This is a genomic window from Nocardia pseudobrasiliensis NBRC 108224, assembly GCF_001613105.1.
Classification (GTDB): domain Bacteria; phylum Actinomycetota; class Actinomycetes; order Mycobacteriales; family Mycobacteriaceae; genus Nocardia; species Nocardia pseudobrasiliensis.
The window spans coordinates 1-18,875 of sequence record NZ_BDBS01000037.1; the positions used below are offsets into that span (position 1 = coordinate 1).

The 18,875-nt window shown below is 69.5% G+C and carries 1 protein-coding gene; it reads right to left on the bottom strand.

What is annotated here, in order from left to right:
• Window positions 1–18,863: toxin glutamine deamidase domain-containing protein (locus NP4_RS27025; RefSeq protein ID WP_156524946.1), on the bottom strand; the 18,863-nt coding region annotated here is incomplete at its 3' end.
• Window positions 18,864–18,875 lie beyond the last annotated feature (12 nt).

Genomic DNA, 18,875 nt, shown 5'->3' on the forward strand with positions numbered 1-18,875 from the left:
CGCGCCAACTGCTCTCGGGCGGCCTGACGTGCGGCCGTATCGGAAGGGTCGCCGGTGCGCGGCTGCGGCGCGGGTTCGGCGGCGGGTCGCGGCTGCTCCCCCGGGACGCCGACGCGATCGCGCAGCCAGGCGGCCATCTCGTCACGCTGACGCGCCACCCACTCCTCGTGTTCGGCCAGTTGCCGGGTGAACCAGTCGTCGACCTCGGATTCGGCCCGGCGGCGCAACTGCTCGGCGCGTTCGCGCGCCTCGCCCGCCTCGCGAACCACCCGATCGAATTGCCTTCGGATGTATTCGGATTCATCACCGGGGCGGGTGTGATCGCGCAGCCATTCCAGCAGTTCGACACGCTCGCGGACGGTCTGCTCGGCCTGTTCGGCCCGCCACCGCTTCAGCGAGTCGTCCGGATCGGCATCCGCCTCGTCGCGCAGCTGTTCGGCGCGCTCGCGAGCCTCGCGCACCGCACGCTCGAGATCCTCCTCGCGGCTCTGACCGACCGTGTCCTCGCCCTTGCGCGCCAACACCTCTCGCGCCTGGTCGGCAAGCCGCTGCCGGGTCGCCTCGTCCACCGGTTCGTGCGGGCGGCCGTTCGGCTCGAACAGGACGGCCTCGGTACTGCGCACATCGTGCGGCAGGCGGGACGGATCGTCGTGCACCACACCGGTCGAGGCGTCGCGGATCACGAACCGGCCGTCACCCTCGTGCACGATCACATACGCGTGCCCGCCCACGCCGTGGCGATCGGCGGGACCGTGGTACATGTCGACCACCAGGGCCGCGGCCCCCGGACCCAGCTGTTCCAGCCGAGCCAGCAATGCCGCGCGGTCGGCGAATTCGGTGAGCCGCCCGCCCGCCCCGGCGACCAGTTCGCCGCGGGTCATGCCGTCGAGCCCGATCACGCGCTCGGGCAATCGAATTCCGGATTCGTCCCCGAACAGCCGCAGCAGTTCCCGCAGCGACAGTTCGCCGCAGCGACCCCGGTTCAGCTCCTCGAGCAGCGCGCGGGCCTCGGGTGAGATCAGTCGCTCGAGCAGTTGCTCGCCTTCGCCGCGCCCGGACCATTCCGGATCGGCCGCGCGGAACTTCGGCCCGTGCCCGGGCTCGAGGTCGCGGCCGGACCCGAGTGACGACTCGTCCTGCCGCGCATGCGCCTCGTCCCACGCCCGCCGGTAGAACTCCTCGTTCGAAATCCCGTGCAGCTCATGCTCGCGCACAATCGGTCGCAGCGCCGCCGCAGCGGCCTCACTCGCGACGCGATCCAGCTCCGCGGCATCCCCCGGCCCGGCCGCGCGGCGCGCCGCCTCGAGGGCCTCGGTGTAGGCCCGGGTCCCGGCAGGCTCGGGCACATCATGGCCAGCGGCTCGAAGCTGCTGCACAGCAAGGATTTCCATGGCGTGCGCCCGGGTCTCCTCGTCGAGCATCCGCTCGACGTAGGGTTCGCGATCCAGGCGCAACAGTTCTTCGGCGCTGCCACGGGACGAGCGCGTCCGCGCGATTTCCGCGTGCACCGCGTGGTGTACCAGCGCCGCCATCTGCTCGGCGTCGGACAGACCGATATCGATCACCAGCCGGTCCCGCAGCGGCTGATAACCGTGCTCGGCGGGATCGCTGGTGTGCACGATCTCGGTGCCGCGCAGGATGCCGGTGGCCCATTCGCCGATCTCGGTGCGCGCCAGGGCCTCGGTGATCTCCCGTAGCTTCGCCGCGGAGGCGGTACGGGCGAGTTCCATGGGGAACATGCTCTCCGCGCGCACCAGTGGTTCGCCCGGCTCGTCGACGGTCTCCAGATGGATGCGGCCGATCCCGTCCACGTCGACATTGACGAATTCGACGCGCTCGAGCCCGAGATATGCCACCTCGTCGGCGATTTCGGGCCGCCGCAGCAGAGCGTGATGGTCGCCGCGCAGCGCCGGGATCACGAGTCGTTCCTGCGGACCCGGGCCTTCGATCAGCACCGCGCGCCCGCCTATCAGCTCGGTATGCGGGAAGTCGCGCTGCAGGGATGCGAGGACATCGCGAACGGCGATACTGTGCACCGCGTCCACGAGGGCGTAGAGCCGGGACCGACGCTGATCGAAATCGACACGCTGGTCGATCAATTCACGCAATTCGTGCTGTTCGCGACGGATCTCGGCGGCTCGCTCCGGCGGCGTGGCCGGATCACGCAGTTCGGTGTCGAGTTCCCCGATCCGCTCCATGACATCGCGGCGCATCGACAGGTGATCCTGTCCGGCCTCGATATCGTGATCCGCTGCACGGGTGTCGATTTCGGTGACCAGCTGTTGCAGACGCAGGTGCTCGGCGTGCCGGTACACCGCCTCCATCCGCAGCCGCTCGGCGACGCTGGGATCCTCCGGCCGGTAGCCGCTGTCCGAACCCTCGCTGCGGACCTGTTGCCACATCTCCCGCGCGATATCGACGTAGGTCTTGCCCGCGGCGTCTCGGTACCGCTCGATCACCGCACGGGCGGCCTTCGCCGCGATCGCGTCGGCCTGGGCGTGCGCCTGTTCCGGGGTGAGGAACGGATCGTCGCGGTAGTACTCGAGCATCTGGTCGTAGCGCTCGGCGTAGGCGTGTTCGACCTCCGGCGGCGAGGTCTGCATCTCGAAGCCCAGGGCACGCAGTTCCCGCGCGAGCTGCAATCCACGGACGAAGCAGTCGGTCTCCTCGTCCAGCACCGCGCGCACGAACTCCTCGCGGCCCAGTTCGAAGATCCGGTCCTCGAGATACGCCGTCTTGCCCTGGACGAAGTACTCCGCGTGCACCGCCTCGTGTGCGAGCGCGAGTGCCTGTTCAGGATGTGTCAGGCCCTCGGTGTACACCGTGGCGGTCAGGTCGGCGGCCTCGAACTGGCCGTACAGCTCCGCATTCCCCGTGGTTTCCAGCCGCTCCCGGATCAGACCGCTGTCGAGCACCTTCAAGATCTCGACACCGGTTTCGGTGCGCCCCAACAGATCCCGCAGCTGCGCGGGCACCGGATCCAGCGATCGGCCGATCCGCGGACCCTCGCCCGGATCGTAGGAATCCTCGGCGCGGGCATGCGCGGCGATCTCGTCGAAGCGCCGCATCATCAGGTCGTGCCAGTCCTCGCGGCCACGGGCGGCGAATTCGGGCCGCAGACCGGCGAGTTCGTTGCGGAACAGCGACAGCGTCGCCGGATCCAGTTCGTGTTCGCGGAATTCGACGCTGCCGTCCTCGCCGACGCGCAAAAAGTGTTCGGCGTACGCACTGACCGTATCGCGGGTCCAGGCGGCGGAATCGAAAGCGCGCGTGCTCAACTGGCCGATGATGCGGCCGTCCAGCGGATCGAAGATCCACCGATCCGCTTCGCGTGCGGTGACACCGGCGAGCGCGTCGTGCATGCCGATACTGCGCGCGCTCCACTCGTCCTCGTGCAGTTCCACGACGGTGGCCGGAGGCAGCCGATCGAGATACACCACATTGCCGTGGGCGTAGGCCTCGGAGATATCGCGCCCGAACACCTGCCCGACCATCGCGGCCAGCACCACGGCATCGGCGGTGGCCGCATCGCGCGTGGTGACCTCGATCAGGCTGGTCTGGTTGGTGTAGTCGACCAGTTCGATCTTCGCGATACCGGGCGGCAGGTCACGTCCCTCGGACAGGTCGACGGCGTCGCGCACCCGGGTCATCCGCGCGACATCGACCTTGTCGCTGAAATTCTGGACCGCATGCGCCCGATCCCAGGCCGCGCCGTAGCTCTCTGCATAGGTCTCACCGTGCGGGGCATACCGTTCGATCTCGGGCCGCAGCGCCGCGACACCGGCCTCGACCCCGATGCGGGGCCATTCGGCCTCGGCGACACCGCGATCGCGCGCCTCGGCGACCGCGTTCGCGTACGCGTCCCGGAATGCCCTTTCCCCCACCAGGTCCGGAATGTCGAGTCCGGTCCCGCGCAGCTGCGACACCGAGATGATCTCCATGGCATGCGCCCGGGTCTCCTCGGCGAGCATGAGCTCCACATAGTCCCAGCGCCGCATCGTCGACCGCTCGAGGCCCGCGCCCGGCGTCTCCCGCGCGCCCGCGACCTCGATGTGAATGGCGTGGTGGACCAGTGCGGCCGCCTGTTCGGCGTCGGTGGCGCCCGCGTCGAGCACCACCCGCCGCTGCGACGGCTGGTAGCCCGCAGCGCTCGGATCCGCGGTATGCGTGATCTCGACGCCGTGCTCCGACAGCACGCGCGCGACCCAGTCCCCGACCGGCGTGGCGGCGAACTGTTCCATGATGCGGGCCGCGCGTTCCCGGCTCGCGGTGTCCGCCAGATGCCGTTGGGCGACATCCTCGGCCGGATGTTGTTGCAGCGGTGCGGACTCCGACTCGGTGGCGCGGCGCACCGAGACATTGCCCTCGGCGTCGACGGTGACGGTCAGGTATTCGACGTTATCCCCGCCCACCCGGGCGATCTGCTCGGCGATCTCCGGGCGCGACAGGAGGGCGTCGTGTCCGTACGGTTCGGCCGCGACGATCAGTTTCGGCGGCGATCCGGGCAGCAGCACCGCGCGGTCACCCACCGGCGTCGCATCCGGATGGTCGCGCAGGGTCGCGGCCAGCACATCGTCGATCCCCAGCGCGTGCATCGCCGCCAGGTGCTGGTCGAGTCGATAGTCGTAATGTTCGCGACGATCCAGCACATCCGACAGCTCGCGCAGGGCGTGCTGCTCACGACGCAGACCCACGGCGGCGTCCGGATCGAGGGACGGATCCGCCAATCGCGTTCCGAGATCGGCGAGCCGATCGGCGATCTGTTCGCGTGCCCGTGGTGAGTACGCCTCGAGACCCACCTGCTCGGCAAGCCGGGCGAATTCGGAGTAGGAGCTCAGCGAACGGCGCACGTCCAGGCCCCAGTGCAGGCCACCGACCCGCAGTCGCTCCGCGACCTCGGCGCTGGTGGGCCGATGATCCGAATCCGAATGCCACTGTGTACCAGAGGGATTCGCCTCGTTCCAGCCCTTGCCGTAGTAGTCGTGGTAGGTGGTGCCGTCGGCCCAGCGACCGAATTCCACCTCTTTTCGCCCGGCAAGCCGCGCCTGCTCGTCGGCGAGCTCACGCACCCGTTCGGGCGACAGCTGGGGATCCAGGCTCAGCCGCTGGATCTCGGCCAGATAGCGCTCGTTGTAGGCGTGCTCGTAGCGGGTCTCGGGTACCTCGTACCCGTCGTCCAGTGCACGCAGCTCCCGCGAGAAGATCATCTCGGTGTGGAAGCAGGAGACCTCTTCGTCGACCCGGTCCCGGATGTAGTCCTCGCGGCTCATGGTGCGCGCGTCACCGGCCCGACCGTCCACGAAATGCGATGCGTGCACGAGTTCGTGCACCATCGTCATCGCTTGCGACACATGGGAATTACCGGCGGTGAAGACGAAGGTGGTCTGCTCGACGCCGCTGAATTTGCCCGCGACGAGATGTTCGCGGTCGACCGGTTCGAACGATTCCTCGATGGGCAGCCGCTCCCGCAGTTCGAGCATCGCACGCCCGGTCGGCGTGCGCCGCACCAACTCCCGCACCTGATCGGGATAGCTGTCCAGCGACCGGCCGACGCCCACCCAGTCCCCGCTGCCCAGTCGCTGCGCCGCCTCCCGCGCCAGGCGATCGCGGGTGAGGTCGTCGATGCGATCGACGGCCACGCCCCTGTCGTCGAAAACGATCGCCTCGACCTCGCGCACATCACGCGAGAGCCGGGACAGATCCGCATGTTCCACCCGAGTCCCCGGATCGCGCACCACGATTCGGCCGTGCTCGTTGACCAGCAGATAGGCGTGGCCGCCCACGCCGTGCGCGTCGGCCGGGCCGCGATAGTGGTCGACCACCAGCGCCGAGGCATTGTGGCCCAGTCGCCGCAGCCGATCCGCGACGGCGGCGTGGTCGCCGAACGACTCGAGACGCCCACCGGTGGCGGCCATCAGCTCCTCGCGGGCCATACCCTCGAGGCCGATAAGTCGCTCCGGCAGCCGAATTCCGCTGTCCGGGCCGTACATTCGCAGCAGTTCGTGCAGGGTCAGCTCACCGCAGCGACCGCGCGTGTCGACGACCGCGTCCCGTCGCGGCGATTCCGCGGCCCGATCCACCTGCGGCACATCGGTTTCCACCGGCCGCAGCTGCGACTGCCGGGACCCGTCGACGGTCTGGTCGTGCCCCACCCGCCCGATGCCGTCGGACTGCCCGCGCGCCACGTCCCAGTCCCGGCTGCGCTGCAACCGCATCGGCTCGTCCGCACGGGGTCCGCCCTCGTGCTGCTGCCCCGACCCGTCGCCCTGCGGAATATGCCCGTCGCGCCGGGTGCGCAGCGTCGGCGGATCCTCCGGCTCCTCGGTGAAATCCGCACGCCGGGTAGGCGCTTCGCTCCCCGGTTGATCGGTGCGCCGCCGCGTCGGCCGCGTCGGCGGATCCTCCGGCACGTCACTGCTCTGCTCGTCCGTGCGTCGCCGGGTGGGCGCGGTCGAGGGATCGTCGGGTTCGTCCGTGCGTCGCCTGGTCGGCGTCGTCGAGGGATCGTCGGGTTCGTCCGTGCGTCGCCTGGTCGGCGTCGTCGAGGGATCGTCCGGCTCGGTCGTACGCCGCCGGGTCGGCCCGGTCGGAGTGTCCTCGAGCCCGTCGTCGGCACGACGACGCAGATCGAGCACATCGTCGCGCATGGCGTCCGGGCGGGCGTGGGCCACGAGGTCGTCCAGCCGGGCCATTGCCTCGTCGTGCCAGCGCCCGCGGCCCATCGCCTCGAAATCCGGTCGCGTCGAACGCACCCGATCACGGAGACGCTCCAGCGCCGAGCGGTCGATATCGTGAGCGACGACGTCGACCCGGCCGTCGGGTCGCACCCGGAGGAAGCGTTCCGCGAAGTGCGTGATGTGGGCGCGGTCCAGAATCGACGATTCGAAGGCCCGATGGTGCAGCACCCACGCATGCTGTCCGCTCGCATCGTGCACCACCCGGACCTCACCGGGCGGCAGTCCGGTCAGCACATCGTGCAGCGCGGTGGCCGCGTCGCGACCGTTCGGCCCGAACAGCGCGGAAATCCTTTCCGCGGGGACCTTTTCGACGTATGCGTCGTTTCCGATGGCCTTCATCGGCGGCACCGCCATGCCCGCGGCCCGCGCCAGCAACGACGAGGCCTCCTGGGCCTGCGCGGCCCGCGGGTCCGGCAGCGTCATGCGGTAGTACTCGCGCCCGTTGTTGAACGTGACCAGTTCGACCTTGTAGCCGACCCGGCCGAGATCGAACGTGGTGGCCGAATGCTCGCCCAGATCGACCGCATTGCGCAGGCCGCTGGCACGCGCGGCCAGCACCTGCTCGCCGAAGCTCTGCACCCCGTGCGCGGCATCCCAGGCCCGGCCGTAGAAATCGCGATAGGAGACGTGGTCGTGCAGATGCGCTTCGACCTCGGGCCGCAGGGCGACGAGCCCCGCCTCGCTGGCCAGCCGATCCAGCGTCGACGTCAACTCGTGCGGCTCCGGCCGCCCGGCCACGCCCATACTCTCGGCCAGCCGTGCCCGAGCCTGTTCGTAGGTGTCGACATAGGCGCGGGTGCCGACCGGGTCGGGCACATCGATCCCGGCCGCCCGAAGTTCCAGCGCCCCGAGGATTTCCATCGCGTGTGCGCGGGTCTCCTCGCCGATCATCTGATTGATGTAGGCCTCGCGGGGCAGCGCGAGTTGCTGACGCAGGACCTCGACCGGATCGCGGGCGGCGGCCAGCTCGGCGTGGATGGCCTGATGCACCAGCTCGCCCAGATGCTGTTCGTCGGTCAGCCCGACATCGATCACCAGACGACGCAGTGACGGCTTGAAGCCGTGTTCGGAGGGATCGGCGGTGTGCACGATCTCCACATCGCGCAGCACGCCGTCGGCCCACTCCCCGATCTCGGTGCCGCGCAACTGCTCCAGAATCGGTTCCAGGCGCCGCCGGGTCGCTTCCTCGGCCAACCGCTGCGGGGTCGGCACGGCGTGCGTCTCGGGTTCGATCAGCCGCGGCGGCGACCAGACGTGCAGCTCACCGGTGTCCTGCTGTTTGACCGCCCGGAATTCGACCTCCGCGCCGGCGCGAACGGCGACCACCCGCGGATCGGCCAGCACGGCGTGATGTTCGCCCGGCGCGGCCGCGACCACCATACGCCGCGGCGGTCCGGGCAGCAGCGCGACGTGGTCGGAGATCCGTTGTGCCCCAGGGTTGTCCCACACCACGCGGTCGATGACATCGGCGGCGATGACATCGTGCAGCTGCGCGGTCCGATCCCAGATCATCGCGTGTTCGAGCGCGTCGCGCCGATCGGCCAGATCCGACAGTTCGCGCAGCCGATGCTGCTCTCGCAGCAGATCCGGACGCCGCTCGGCGGAAGCGGTATTCAGTTCGGCGTCGAGCGCGGCGAGCTTGCGGTTGATCTGATCGCGCATCAGCCCGGTGTCGGCATTGGTGACACCGGACGTCCGAGCCCCCTTCGTCAGCTCGTGGTCCATCTCCCGCAACTGGACTGCGTCGTGATTGCGATGCAGATTCACCTCGCGCACCCGCCGGATGCCCTCGGGGGTCAGGCTGTACGCGCGCGGATGCGGCGGCGGGACGGGACCGGCGTGCTGTTGCGGGACCGGACCGGAGTTCGTCGTGGCATTGGCCCGATCCCAGATCTCGGCGGCGTGTTTGCCGTAACTGCTGCCGTCCGCCCACCGGAAGTCGCGGGTCGTGACGTAGGCGGCCTCCCGGGCCACCTGATGGGCGAGCTCACCGGCCCAGTCCGAGGGCAAGCCCGGCCGCTCCGCGGCCAGTCGCGTGAGTTCCGCCTGATATGCCGACTTGTAGGTGCTTTCGGTGATCGACTCGCGCACCGAGAAGCCTTGTGCGCGTAGTTCTTCCGACAGCTGACCCTGTCGCAGGAAGGCTTCGGTCTCCTCGTCGACGCGCAGCCGGATGAACTCCTCGCGCGGTATCGCGGCCGGATTGTTCGGGATCTGCCGACCCCGCAGGAAGTACTCGGCGTGCACCATCTCGTGCAGCAGAGTGATGGCCTGATCCACATGCGGGCTGCCGGAAGTGTAGATGTTCGCACTGTGCGCGTGATCGTGCCACTCGCCGGAGGCGGTTCCCGATCGAGGCAGCGGCGTGAACACCTCGTGCGCCGCCACGGTGTCCAGCCATTCGAGCATCCGCCGCCCGGTCTCGGTGTTGCGCAACAACTCCCGCACCTGATCCGGCGCGGCGTCGAGCGAACGGCCGATACCGACCCATTCCGGTTCGCCCAGCCGTTCCAGCGCTTCGCGCGTGAGCAGCTCCCGAGTGAGATCGTCGATCCGATCGACCGGATGCTTACTGCCGCCCTCGAATACGATCGCCTCGACGCTGCGCACATCGCGGCCCAGCCGGGACAGATCGGTATGCTCCGCGCCGAGCGCCGGATCGCGCACCACGATGCGCCCGTTCTCGTTCACCAGCAGATACGCGTGCCCGCCGACGCCATTGGCATCCCGCGGGCCGTGATACATGTCCACCACCAGCGCACGGGATCCATCACCCAACTGCCGCAACCGATCCGCGAGCGCCGCATGGTCGGCGAATTCGTGCAGGCGTCCACCCGCGGCGGCCATCAGCTCCGCCCGTGACATCCCCTCGGGCCCGATCAGGCGCTCCGGCAATCGGATTCCGGATTCGGGTCCCAGTTCGCGCAACAGCTCCCACAGCGTCAGCTCACCGCAGCGGCCCTCGCTAGCCGCGCGCGGGACGGCGTGCTCGGCCAGGGCGGGTTTCGGCACGCCCGGCTCCGCGGCGGCGTCGATATCGTTCGGATGGGCGAACTCGCCCTCGCCGTGTGCCCGGTCCCAGGCGGCGCCGTAGAGATCGGCATAGGTTTCACCATGTGGCGCATAGTGTTCGAGCTCCGGCCGGAACGCCTCGAGCCCGGCCTCGAATCCGATGCCCTGCAGTTGCTCCTCGTCGGTGATCCCGCGCAGTCGCGCCTCCTCGACGGCCGCGTGATAGGCGGTCGCGAAGCTCTCCTCGCCGAGCAGCGGGGGTATGTCGAAGCCACCGGCCTCGCGCAGCGTGCCCGCGGCGACGATCTCCCACGCGTGCGCCCACGCCTCCTCGCCGCGCATGAGTTCGATGTAATCGGCGCGCGGCAGCGTCATCCGATCCCGGAAACCGCCGGGCAGATCGCGGAAGTTGGCCATCTCCACGTGAATCGCGTGATGCACCAGCGCGGCCGCGATCTCACCGTCGGACGCCCGCGGATCGAGCACCACGCGCTGGGAGGCGGGTTCGTAACCGTGCTCACCGTCGGCACGGAATTCGACGGTGACATCGGCCAGCATGCGATTGGCCCACGCGCCGACATCGGTATCGTCCATGCGCTCCCGAACCGGTTGCAGCCGTTCCTCTTTCGCGATATCCGCGAAGTGGTTCGGTTCGATCTCCGCGTGGCGCGGCATCGGTTCGTCGGGCTCGTGCACCGTGCTCACGTCGACCAGCGCATCGCGATCGACCTCGACATTGCGGTATTCGATCCGCTCGCGGCCGATGCGCTCGACCAGTTCGGCCAGCTCGCCGCCGTTCAGCAGCCGCTCGTGCTCGCCCGGCATGGCCGCGACGATGAGTTCGGGCGGCTCGCCCTCGATCAGGACCGCGTAGTCGTCGATGATCCGCGAACCCGGATGATCGCGCTGAATGGCGTCGACCACATCGCGCAGCGCCAGCATATGAGCGCCGACCTTGTGATGGTCGATCCGGGCCATCGTGTTCTGCAACGCATCGGACAGATCGCCGATCTCGTGCAGCCGCTGCCGCATGGCGCGCAGTTCGGCGAGACGCTCGGAACCGATTGCCGGATCGGCCATTTCGGCGTCGACGGCGGCCAGCTCCCGGCGCACCTGCGCGATGATCTCGGGGTGCTCGGCCTCGAAGTCGAGGTGACCGACGCCCGGTAGGTCGTTGTGCGCCTGGATGCGCTCATCGACGCCGCCGCCGAATTCCTGGGCGTGGCGAACCTCGAGGTGCCAGCGCAGCGCCTCCTCGCGAATTCGACGGGCCAGCGCCGGATCCTGCACCCGGTGCCCCTCCGAGGGGGTCAGCTCCCCGCTGGGATTCACCGCTTCCCAGGCCCGACGGTAGATATCGCGATAACTACCGTCCTCCCACCGGTAGGTCTCGGTGAACTCCCGTGCCTCCCGCAGCGCGATCCGCTCCGCCTCGGCGTGCGCCTGCTCCGGTGAGTGACCCTCCGCGCTCAGCCGCGCGATCTCACGGTCGTACACCCCGGTGTACTTCGTTTCGATCGCATTCGGGGGTATGGCGTATTCGCCTTCCAGCGAACGGATTTCGCGCGCGAGACTCATCTCCCGCAGGATGCAGTCGAACTCCTCGTCCACACCGGCTCGGATGTAGTCCTCGAGGGTCGTGGTCCGCGCGTCCGGGGCGCGACCCTCGACGAAACGCACCGCGTGCAGCAGCTCGTGCACCAGCGTCAGGGCCTGGCCGACATGGTCGAAGCCGGAGGTGAACACGACCGCGGCGTGCTCGAGCGAGCGGAACTCGCCCTGGTTGTACACGTCACGGCTCATCGGCTCGAATACCTGCCGAATCCCCAGCCGCTCCGCCAGCTCGAGCATGTCCCGCCCGGTCGGCGTCTGCCGCAACAGCTCCCGCACCTGTTCGGGCGCGGCGTCCAGCGATCGGCCGACGCCCTCCCATTCGGGCCTGCCGAATCGTTCGGCGGCCTCGGTGTTCAGGCGTTCGCGGGTCGCGTCGTCGAGCCGATCGATCGGCTTGCCCTCGCGGTCGAACAGGATCGCCTCGGTCTCGCGCACACCCCGGCCCAGCCGAGCCAGATCCTCGTGCGGCATCCGAATCGCCGGATCGCGCACCACGATCCGGCCGCCCTCGTTCACCAGCAGATAGGCGTGACCACCGACGCCGTGTTCGTCACGAACCCCGCGATAGGTGTCGACCACCAGAGCCGCCGCGCCATCGCCCAACGCGCGCAACCGATCCGCGACCGCGGCATGGTCCTCGAACGAATGCAGCCGACCGCCCGCGGCGGCCATGAGCTCCTCGCGCGCCATACCCTCGACGCCGATCAGGCGCTCCGGCAGGCGAATTCCGGATCCCGCGCCGAATATCCGCCGCAACTCCCACAGCGACAGTTCGCCACAGCGACCCTGCTCCGCGACCTCGCGCAGCACCGAATCCACGGCACGACGCAGTTCGAGGGGCGCCGAATCCGGTTCCGCGGCAGCCGGTTCCGGACGTGCTGTGTGCGGCTCGGTCGCGCCGTCGTGTACCGGACCCTCGGCGTGGCGGCCCCGCGGCTCGGGAGTTCCGTCCCAGCCCTCGCGGGCAGGCGTGGACTCCCTGAAGCCGCCGAAGGTCTTCTCCTGCGCGGCGGGAGCGTCGAGCGCCGGGTGCGTGCCGGCGCGGTCTTCCCAAGGCGGACGCGGCAATTCGGCGACCGCGCCCTCGAGCCGAGGCGCGCGCGCCGGGCCGGACTCCGGCGGTCGCGATCCGTCGCCATAGGCCGGGCGGCCGCTGCGCGGTTGTTCGGGGGCCGTGGTGTCCGCGTGCCGCGGGGCCGCCGTATTCGGCGAGGTCCCGTCGGGCCGAGCGTGCGCCGCGAGCTCATCCACCCGCCGCAGCATCTGATCGTGCCAGCTCGCTCGGCCCGCTTCCTCGAATTCGGGCCGCAGCGCCTCGACCGTGCGCCGCACCCAGCCGACCTCGGACCGGGTGAGGTCGTGATCGATGAACTCGACCGTTCCGTCCTTGCCCACCCGCACGTAGCGCTCGGTGTGCCGGTTGACGGCTTCCGGTGTGAGCGTGGCGGTTTCGTAGGAGCGGTGGTAGTTGGCCCAGCGCAGCTTCCCGTCGGGCCCGGTGATCACCCGATCGTCGCCGCCCGCGCGGTGATTGGTCAGCAGTTCGTGCAGTGCGACGCCGCCGATGATCCGCTCGCCCGGCGGCGGGTTCGCCTGACTTTCGAAGCGATCGGTAACCCGTTCCGTATAAACGACATTGCCGTCGGCGAAGCTGCGCGGCATCCAGACGCCGAAGGCATGCGCCACCGCCCCCGACAGCATCTCGGCATCCGCGAGGCGCGCGTTCATCAGCGTCTTGCGAATGTATTGATCACCATTGCCGTAGGTGACCAGTTCCACCCGGCGCAGGCCCTGGATGCCACCCTGATCCAGGCGTTCCACCGACACCTCGCCGGAGGCCCGGGCGACGTTCACGATATCGGTGAAGGGCAGGACATGGGCCTCGTCCCAGGCGGCCCCGTAGATCTCCTCGTAGGTCCGCCCGTGCGGCGCGTAGGCCTCCACCTCCGGCCGCAGCACCGCGAGCGCGGCGTCGTTGGCGATCCGGTCGAGAACCGCGTGCAATGGCTCCGGCGTCGGCAGTCCTTCGCGGGTCTGGCTCGCGACCTCGCGCGCCCGGATGAACTCGTCGATATAGGCGCGCGCCCCGACGGGTTCCGGCACCGGATGTCCGGCCGCCCGCAACTGCAGTGCCGCAACGATTTCCAGCGCGTGCGCCCTGGTCTCCTCGTCCAGCATGCGGCGGATGTAGGGTTCGCGCTCGAGCGCGATCCGCTCCTGCGGCGTGACCCGGTCGTGCCGACCCAGCGGCGTCTCGTGTCCGCGCGCCGCCGCGACGTGGATGGCGTGATGGACCAGCGCGGCCATATGTTCGGCATCGGTGAGACCGGCGTCGAGGACCAGCCGATCACGATACGGCTGGTAGCCCTGCCCGTCGGGATCGGCGGTGTGGGTGATCTCGACATCGCGCAGCACCTCGTCGACCCACCGGCCCACCTCGGTGCGGGCCATCTCGGCGCGAATCCCACCCACCCGATCGTTGGTCGCGACCGTCGCCGCATCCATCGGGGTGACCGGTTGGTATCGCTCCACGGGCGCGCTCAGTTCGGCGAGCCCGGCACGGGTGACCTCGACCCGACCGTCGCGATCGACATCGATGCGGCTGTAGTCGACCCGGTCCAGGCCGAGGCGGCCGATCTCCTGGCCCACGCGGGGATCGGCCAGCACATGATCCTGACCGCCGCGCGGGGCGACGATCAGCAGTCGTTCGGGCGGACCGGGTATCAGCACCGCGTGATCGGAAATCCGTTGTGCCCCAGGATTCGCGCGCACGATCGCATCGATCTGATCGGAGGCGGCCAGATCGTGGATCTGCCGATGCTGCTCGATCAGCCCCGCCCGGCCGTTGTGCCAGCGGTCGGCCAGATCCGACAGTTCGCGCAGTCGATGCTGTTCGCGGCGCAGATCGCGGATCTGCTCCGGGGTGGTCGCCGGATCGGCCAGGGCACGATCCAGTTCGGCGAGCCGATCACCGACGCGGTCGCGGATCTCGGACCGGTCGGCAACGGTCAGACCGCGCTCGCCGACGAGGGTGTCCAGGCGCGTCTCCAGCTCCCGAACCCGCAGCGCGTCATTGCTCCAATGCATCGCGTCGACGCGCAGCCGCTCGGCGATCTCGGGCGACATCCGCTGATAGTGCGGGGCGGGCGCCGGATGCTGTGCCGCGTGCGCGGCCGCGCTGTCCCAAGCCTCGTTGTAGTACTCGCGATAACTCTTGCCGTCCCCGCCACTGTGCGCGGCGACCACGTCGCGGGCCGCCGCGAATCCGGCCTCGTGCGCCTGTTCGTGGATCTGGGTCTCGGACAACTGCGGGGATTCGCGGCCCAATCGCTCGGCGGTCTGGGCGTAGGCGCGCTCGTATTCCTTGACGCCCGGCGAATCCGGCGCCCGATAGCCGAGGTCGCGCAGTTCCTTTGCGAGTTTGCCCTCCTCTAGGAAACATTCGGTCTCCTCGTCGATCATGGCGCGCACGTATTCGTCGCGCGGCAGCTCCCGTTCGCGGCCGATGGCCGTGGACCCCTCGAGCGAGCGGCGACCGTGCACCACCTCGTGCACGAAGGTCTGCGCCTGATCCACATGTCCGCGCCCGGAGGTGAGGACCACCAGATCGTGTCCGTGGCTGTCGAAGTATCCGGCCCGGGTCTGGGTTCCCTCCGAATCGTCGAACCGCTCCCGCGCGGGCAGGCCCTCCATGGCGGCCATGGCCCGGCGGCCGGTTTCGGTCTGCCGCAGGATCTCCCGGACCTGGTCGGGCGCGGCGTCCAGGGCGCGGCCGATGCGTCCGGCCGACTCGGGGTCGAAGGTCTTCTGCGCCGATTCGGTGCGCTTGGATTCGGTGAGCCGATCGGTGGGATGGCCCTCGCCGTCGAAGACGATCGCGCGCGGGCGGCCCTGCAGATCGTGTGGAACCCGCGGCGGGAAGCCGTGCTGCTCACCGGTGGACGGATCGCGCACGACAATGCTGTCGCCCTCGTTGACCAGCAGGTAGGCGTGTGAGCCGACGCCGTGTTCGTCGGTGTGACCCTTGTAGGCGTCGACCACCAGGGCCGAGGCGCCGTCGCCCAGGCGCAGCAGTTCGTCGGCCATGGCCTGGTGATCGGGGAAGGCGCGCAGTTTACCGCCGGCGGCGGCGGTCAGTTCGTGTTCACTGATGCCGTTCTCGTCGACCACCCGGTTCGGCAGGCCGATCTCGGAGTCGGGGCCGTACATGCGCCGCAATTCGGCCAGCGACAGGGCGGCGCAGCGGCCGGTGGGCTCGTCGACCGGGCCGAAACCGCCACGATCGCCGAGGATTTCGAGGATGGCGCGGCCGGAGTCGGTCTGCGACAGCAGTTCTCGAATCTGGTGCAGCGCGGCCGGATCGCCGTCGGGGCCCAGGGCGTGCAGTACCTCGCGGCCCAGTGCGGTCTGGCCGAGGATATTGCGAATCTGCTCGGTGCGCAGATCGAGCTTCTGGCCGAGTTCGCGTGCCTGCGTGGCGGATTCGGCGCCCTCGCGCATGAGCCATTTGCGCGCGCCGTTGCCGACGCGGTCGAGCGGGCGGCCGTTGTGGTCGAGCACGATCGCCTGGGTGCGGCCCAGCTCATGAGGTACGCGGGGTGGGAAGCCGTGCGGTTCGCCCCGAGTGAGATCGTGGACCACGATCTTGTCGCCCTCGCGGACCAGCAGATAGGCGTGCGCGCCGACACCGTGATTGTCCCGGGGCGTGCGATAGCTGTCGACCACCAGCGCCGAGACGCCGTCCTTCATCTTCAGCAGCAGGGCCGCGATTTCGGCGTGCCCACCGGTGAATTCGCGCAACCGGCCGCCGGTCGCGGCGACCAGCTCCCCGGTGCTCATCCCCTCCGCGCCGACCTCGCGCTCCGGTAGCCGGAACGACCGCTTGGGGAATCGGTTGATCAGCTCCCGCACCGCGAGCACGCCGCAGCGGCCGCGATTGTCGTCACCCTTCGGCCCCGACCGCCGGGTGTCCCCGGCGTCCGGATCGCGCGGCGGTATGGAGCCGTCGCCCGCCTCGGCTCGCGGCGGGCGCGTATGCGTACCGCCCTCGTGCGCCGCCGCGGCAGGGACGACGCCGACCAGCGCCGGATCCTGTTGCGGCCCATCGCGATCGGCGGGTATGTCGTCATCGCCGGGCCGTGTATGCGTGACGTCCTCGTCACGGACCGGTTGGTCGGAGTCCTCGCCGGGCCGCCGCATGCCCTCCTCGTAGGGCCGCAGCGGCTTGTCCTCGTCGCCTCGTCCCCGCTGGGTTCCGGCCTCCTCGGAATCACCGGCGCGGACCGACTGCGAGCCGTCCGCCTCGGGGATACCGGCCCGATCCCGCTGTCCGATCGGCTGTTTCGCGCCTTCGTCGCGCACCGGACGACCGTCTCGATCGGTCTGCGGACGAGATTCCTCCGGCACGCCCGCACGATCACGCTGACCGACGGGCCGGCTGGTGTTCTCACCGTCGCGGGACGTGCGCGCCCCATCCCGATCGCCTTGTGGGCGGGCCTCATTCGTCGAGGCCGCGCGATCGCGGTCACCGATCGGCCGAGCCGTTTCCCGATCTCCATGTACGCGAGGCTCATTCGTCGAGCCCGCGCGGTCGGCGAGATTGGAGGCGCGTTCCGGGCGTGCGGTCGCCTCACCGACGTTGGACCGCGCCTGCATACGCTCGCCGACTTCGCTCGCGGGGCGAACGCCCGCGCGCGGGGCCTCGTTACCGGTCGAATCGGCACGCACTCGCGGCGACGAATCCGATTGCGGGCGAGGGCTGTTGGAGTCGGAGACACCGGCGCGGGTATTCGCCGCGGGCCGATCCGCACCGGGCCGCGCCTCGGAGGAACCGGCCTGGGGGCGCGACTGCTCTCCCGCGCTATTCGGACGCGAGGAGGTCTCGCTCGCGTTCCGACCGGTATCCGAACTCGAGGGCGCGTCCGTCCGTGTGGGCGAGGCGCTCGCATCCGAACGCACCGGCGCGCCAGCCGCGTCCGAACGCACCGGCGCGCCAGCCGCGTCCGAGCGTGCCTGTGCAGCAGCGGAATTCGACGCGCTGGAGCGATCCGCACCCTGAGTATTGGAGCCAGTCCGCGAATCGGTCGTCGACTGATCGGAGGAAAGCCCGGCCTGGGGCCGGGTAGTCGTGTTTTCCCCTGTGCCCGAGGTATTTTCGAGACGCGAGTTACCGGTCTCGAGCGTGGAACCGTCACCGGCCTTCGGCCGCGAGGAAACCTCACTCGACCGGGCTCCCGTCGTATCCGACCCACCCGTCCGCGAATTCGTGTCGGTACGCGACTCCGCGATACCGGCCCGCGATCCGCCACCCTCCGAGCCACCGCGCACACCGGCCGTGGAACCGCCTGTGCCGGAGGGATTTTCGTTGACGATTCGGCCGCCCTCGTGACCGCCGGGGCCATCGGTCACGCCGAGATCGCGACCCGCGTTGATATTCGTATCGATCGAACCGGTCAGACCCACCCGCGCCGCACGCGGATCGATACCGGCCCCCACGCCCCGGCCCCAGTGCTCCGACATCTCGTAATGCCGGGTGATCGACCCCTTGAACATGCCGGTGATCGAGCCGCTGAGCATGCCGCCGGTCAACATGCGCGGATCGAATTCCTTGATGCCGCGCTCGAGGTTCTGGACCGCCTTGTCCCAGTCGCCGCCGGAATGATAGAGATCCAAACCGAATTGCGTCGCCAGCCCGGCCGCCCAGCCGACGCCGCCGCCGACGAGACCGCCGGCCTTGGCCATGATGATGTCCTTCATCAGCGGCCGCAGCGCGATATCGTCCAGCTTCCCGTGCACGAATTCGCCGAACTTGCCGCCCGCCGCGCCGCCGAGGGCCGACGAGACGGTGGTGACAATGAATCTGTCCCAGTCGAATCCGCCCTTGCGATGCCCCTGCGAAATCTGGATCAGCTGAATGGCGGCGTCCTGGCCCGCGCCGATGAGGGTGTTGATGAAGACGTGTTTGAGCACGAAGTCGAGCACGATCTTGGCGATCCGATTGCGCACCCAGGACAGGATTCGCTCGCGCACGCCCATCATGAACGCGCGAATGGCGAAGCGGGTGGCCACGATCGCACCGGCCTCGACCGCCGGCGCGGTCGGCGGGAAGGCCCAGGCCGCCGCGATCTCGATCGCCAGCAGTCCGAGCGAGGATTCGACCATCCACTGCCCGGATTCGATCTCGTCGGCGGTGCTGTCGGCGCCGGTGGCAATGCTCTCGAAATCGTGGGCCAGTCGCGCTACCGAACCGTTCTTCGGATCGTCGAGCGCCATTCCCGGAGCGTCGCGAATCGAATCGAAGGCGGCGGCGATCTTGTCGCGCGCCTCACCGGCCGGATACGCGTCCAGCGCCGCTTTCTTGGCGGCGTCGACATCCCGCTCGATCTCGCGGAGTTCGGCCGCCGCCTCGCGCCACAGCCCGGCGAGCGTGCGCATCTGGCCCGGATCGCCGTTGGGCCATTCCGCCCCGGCCACCCAGCCGAGTGCGTCCATCAACTCCATATGACGTCAATC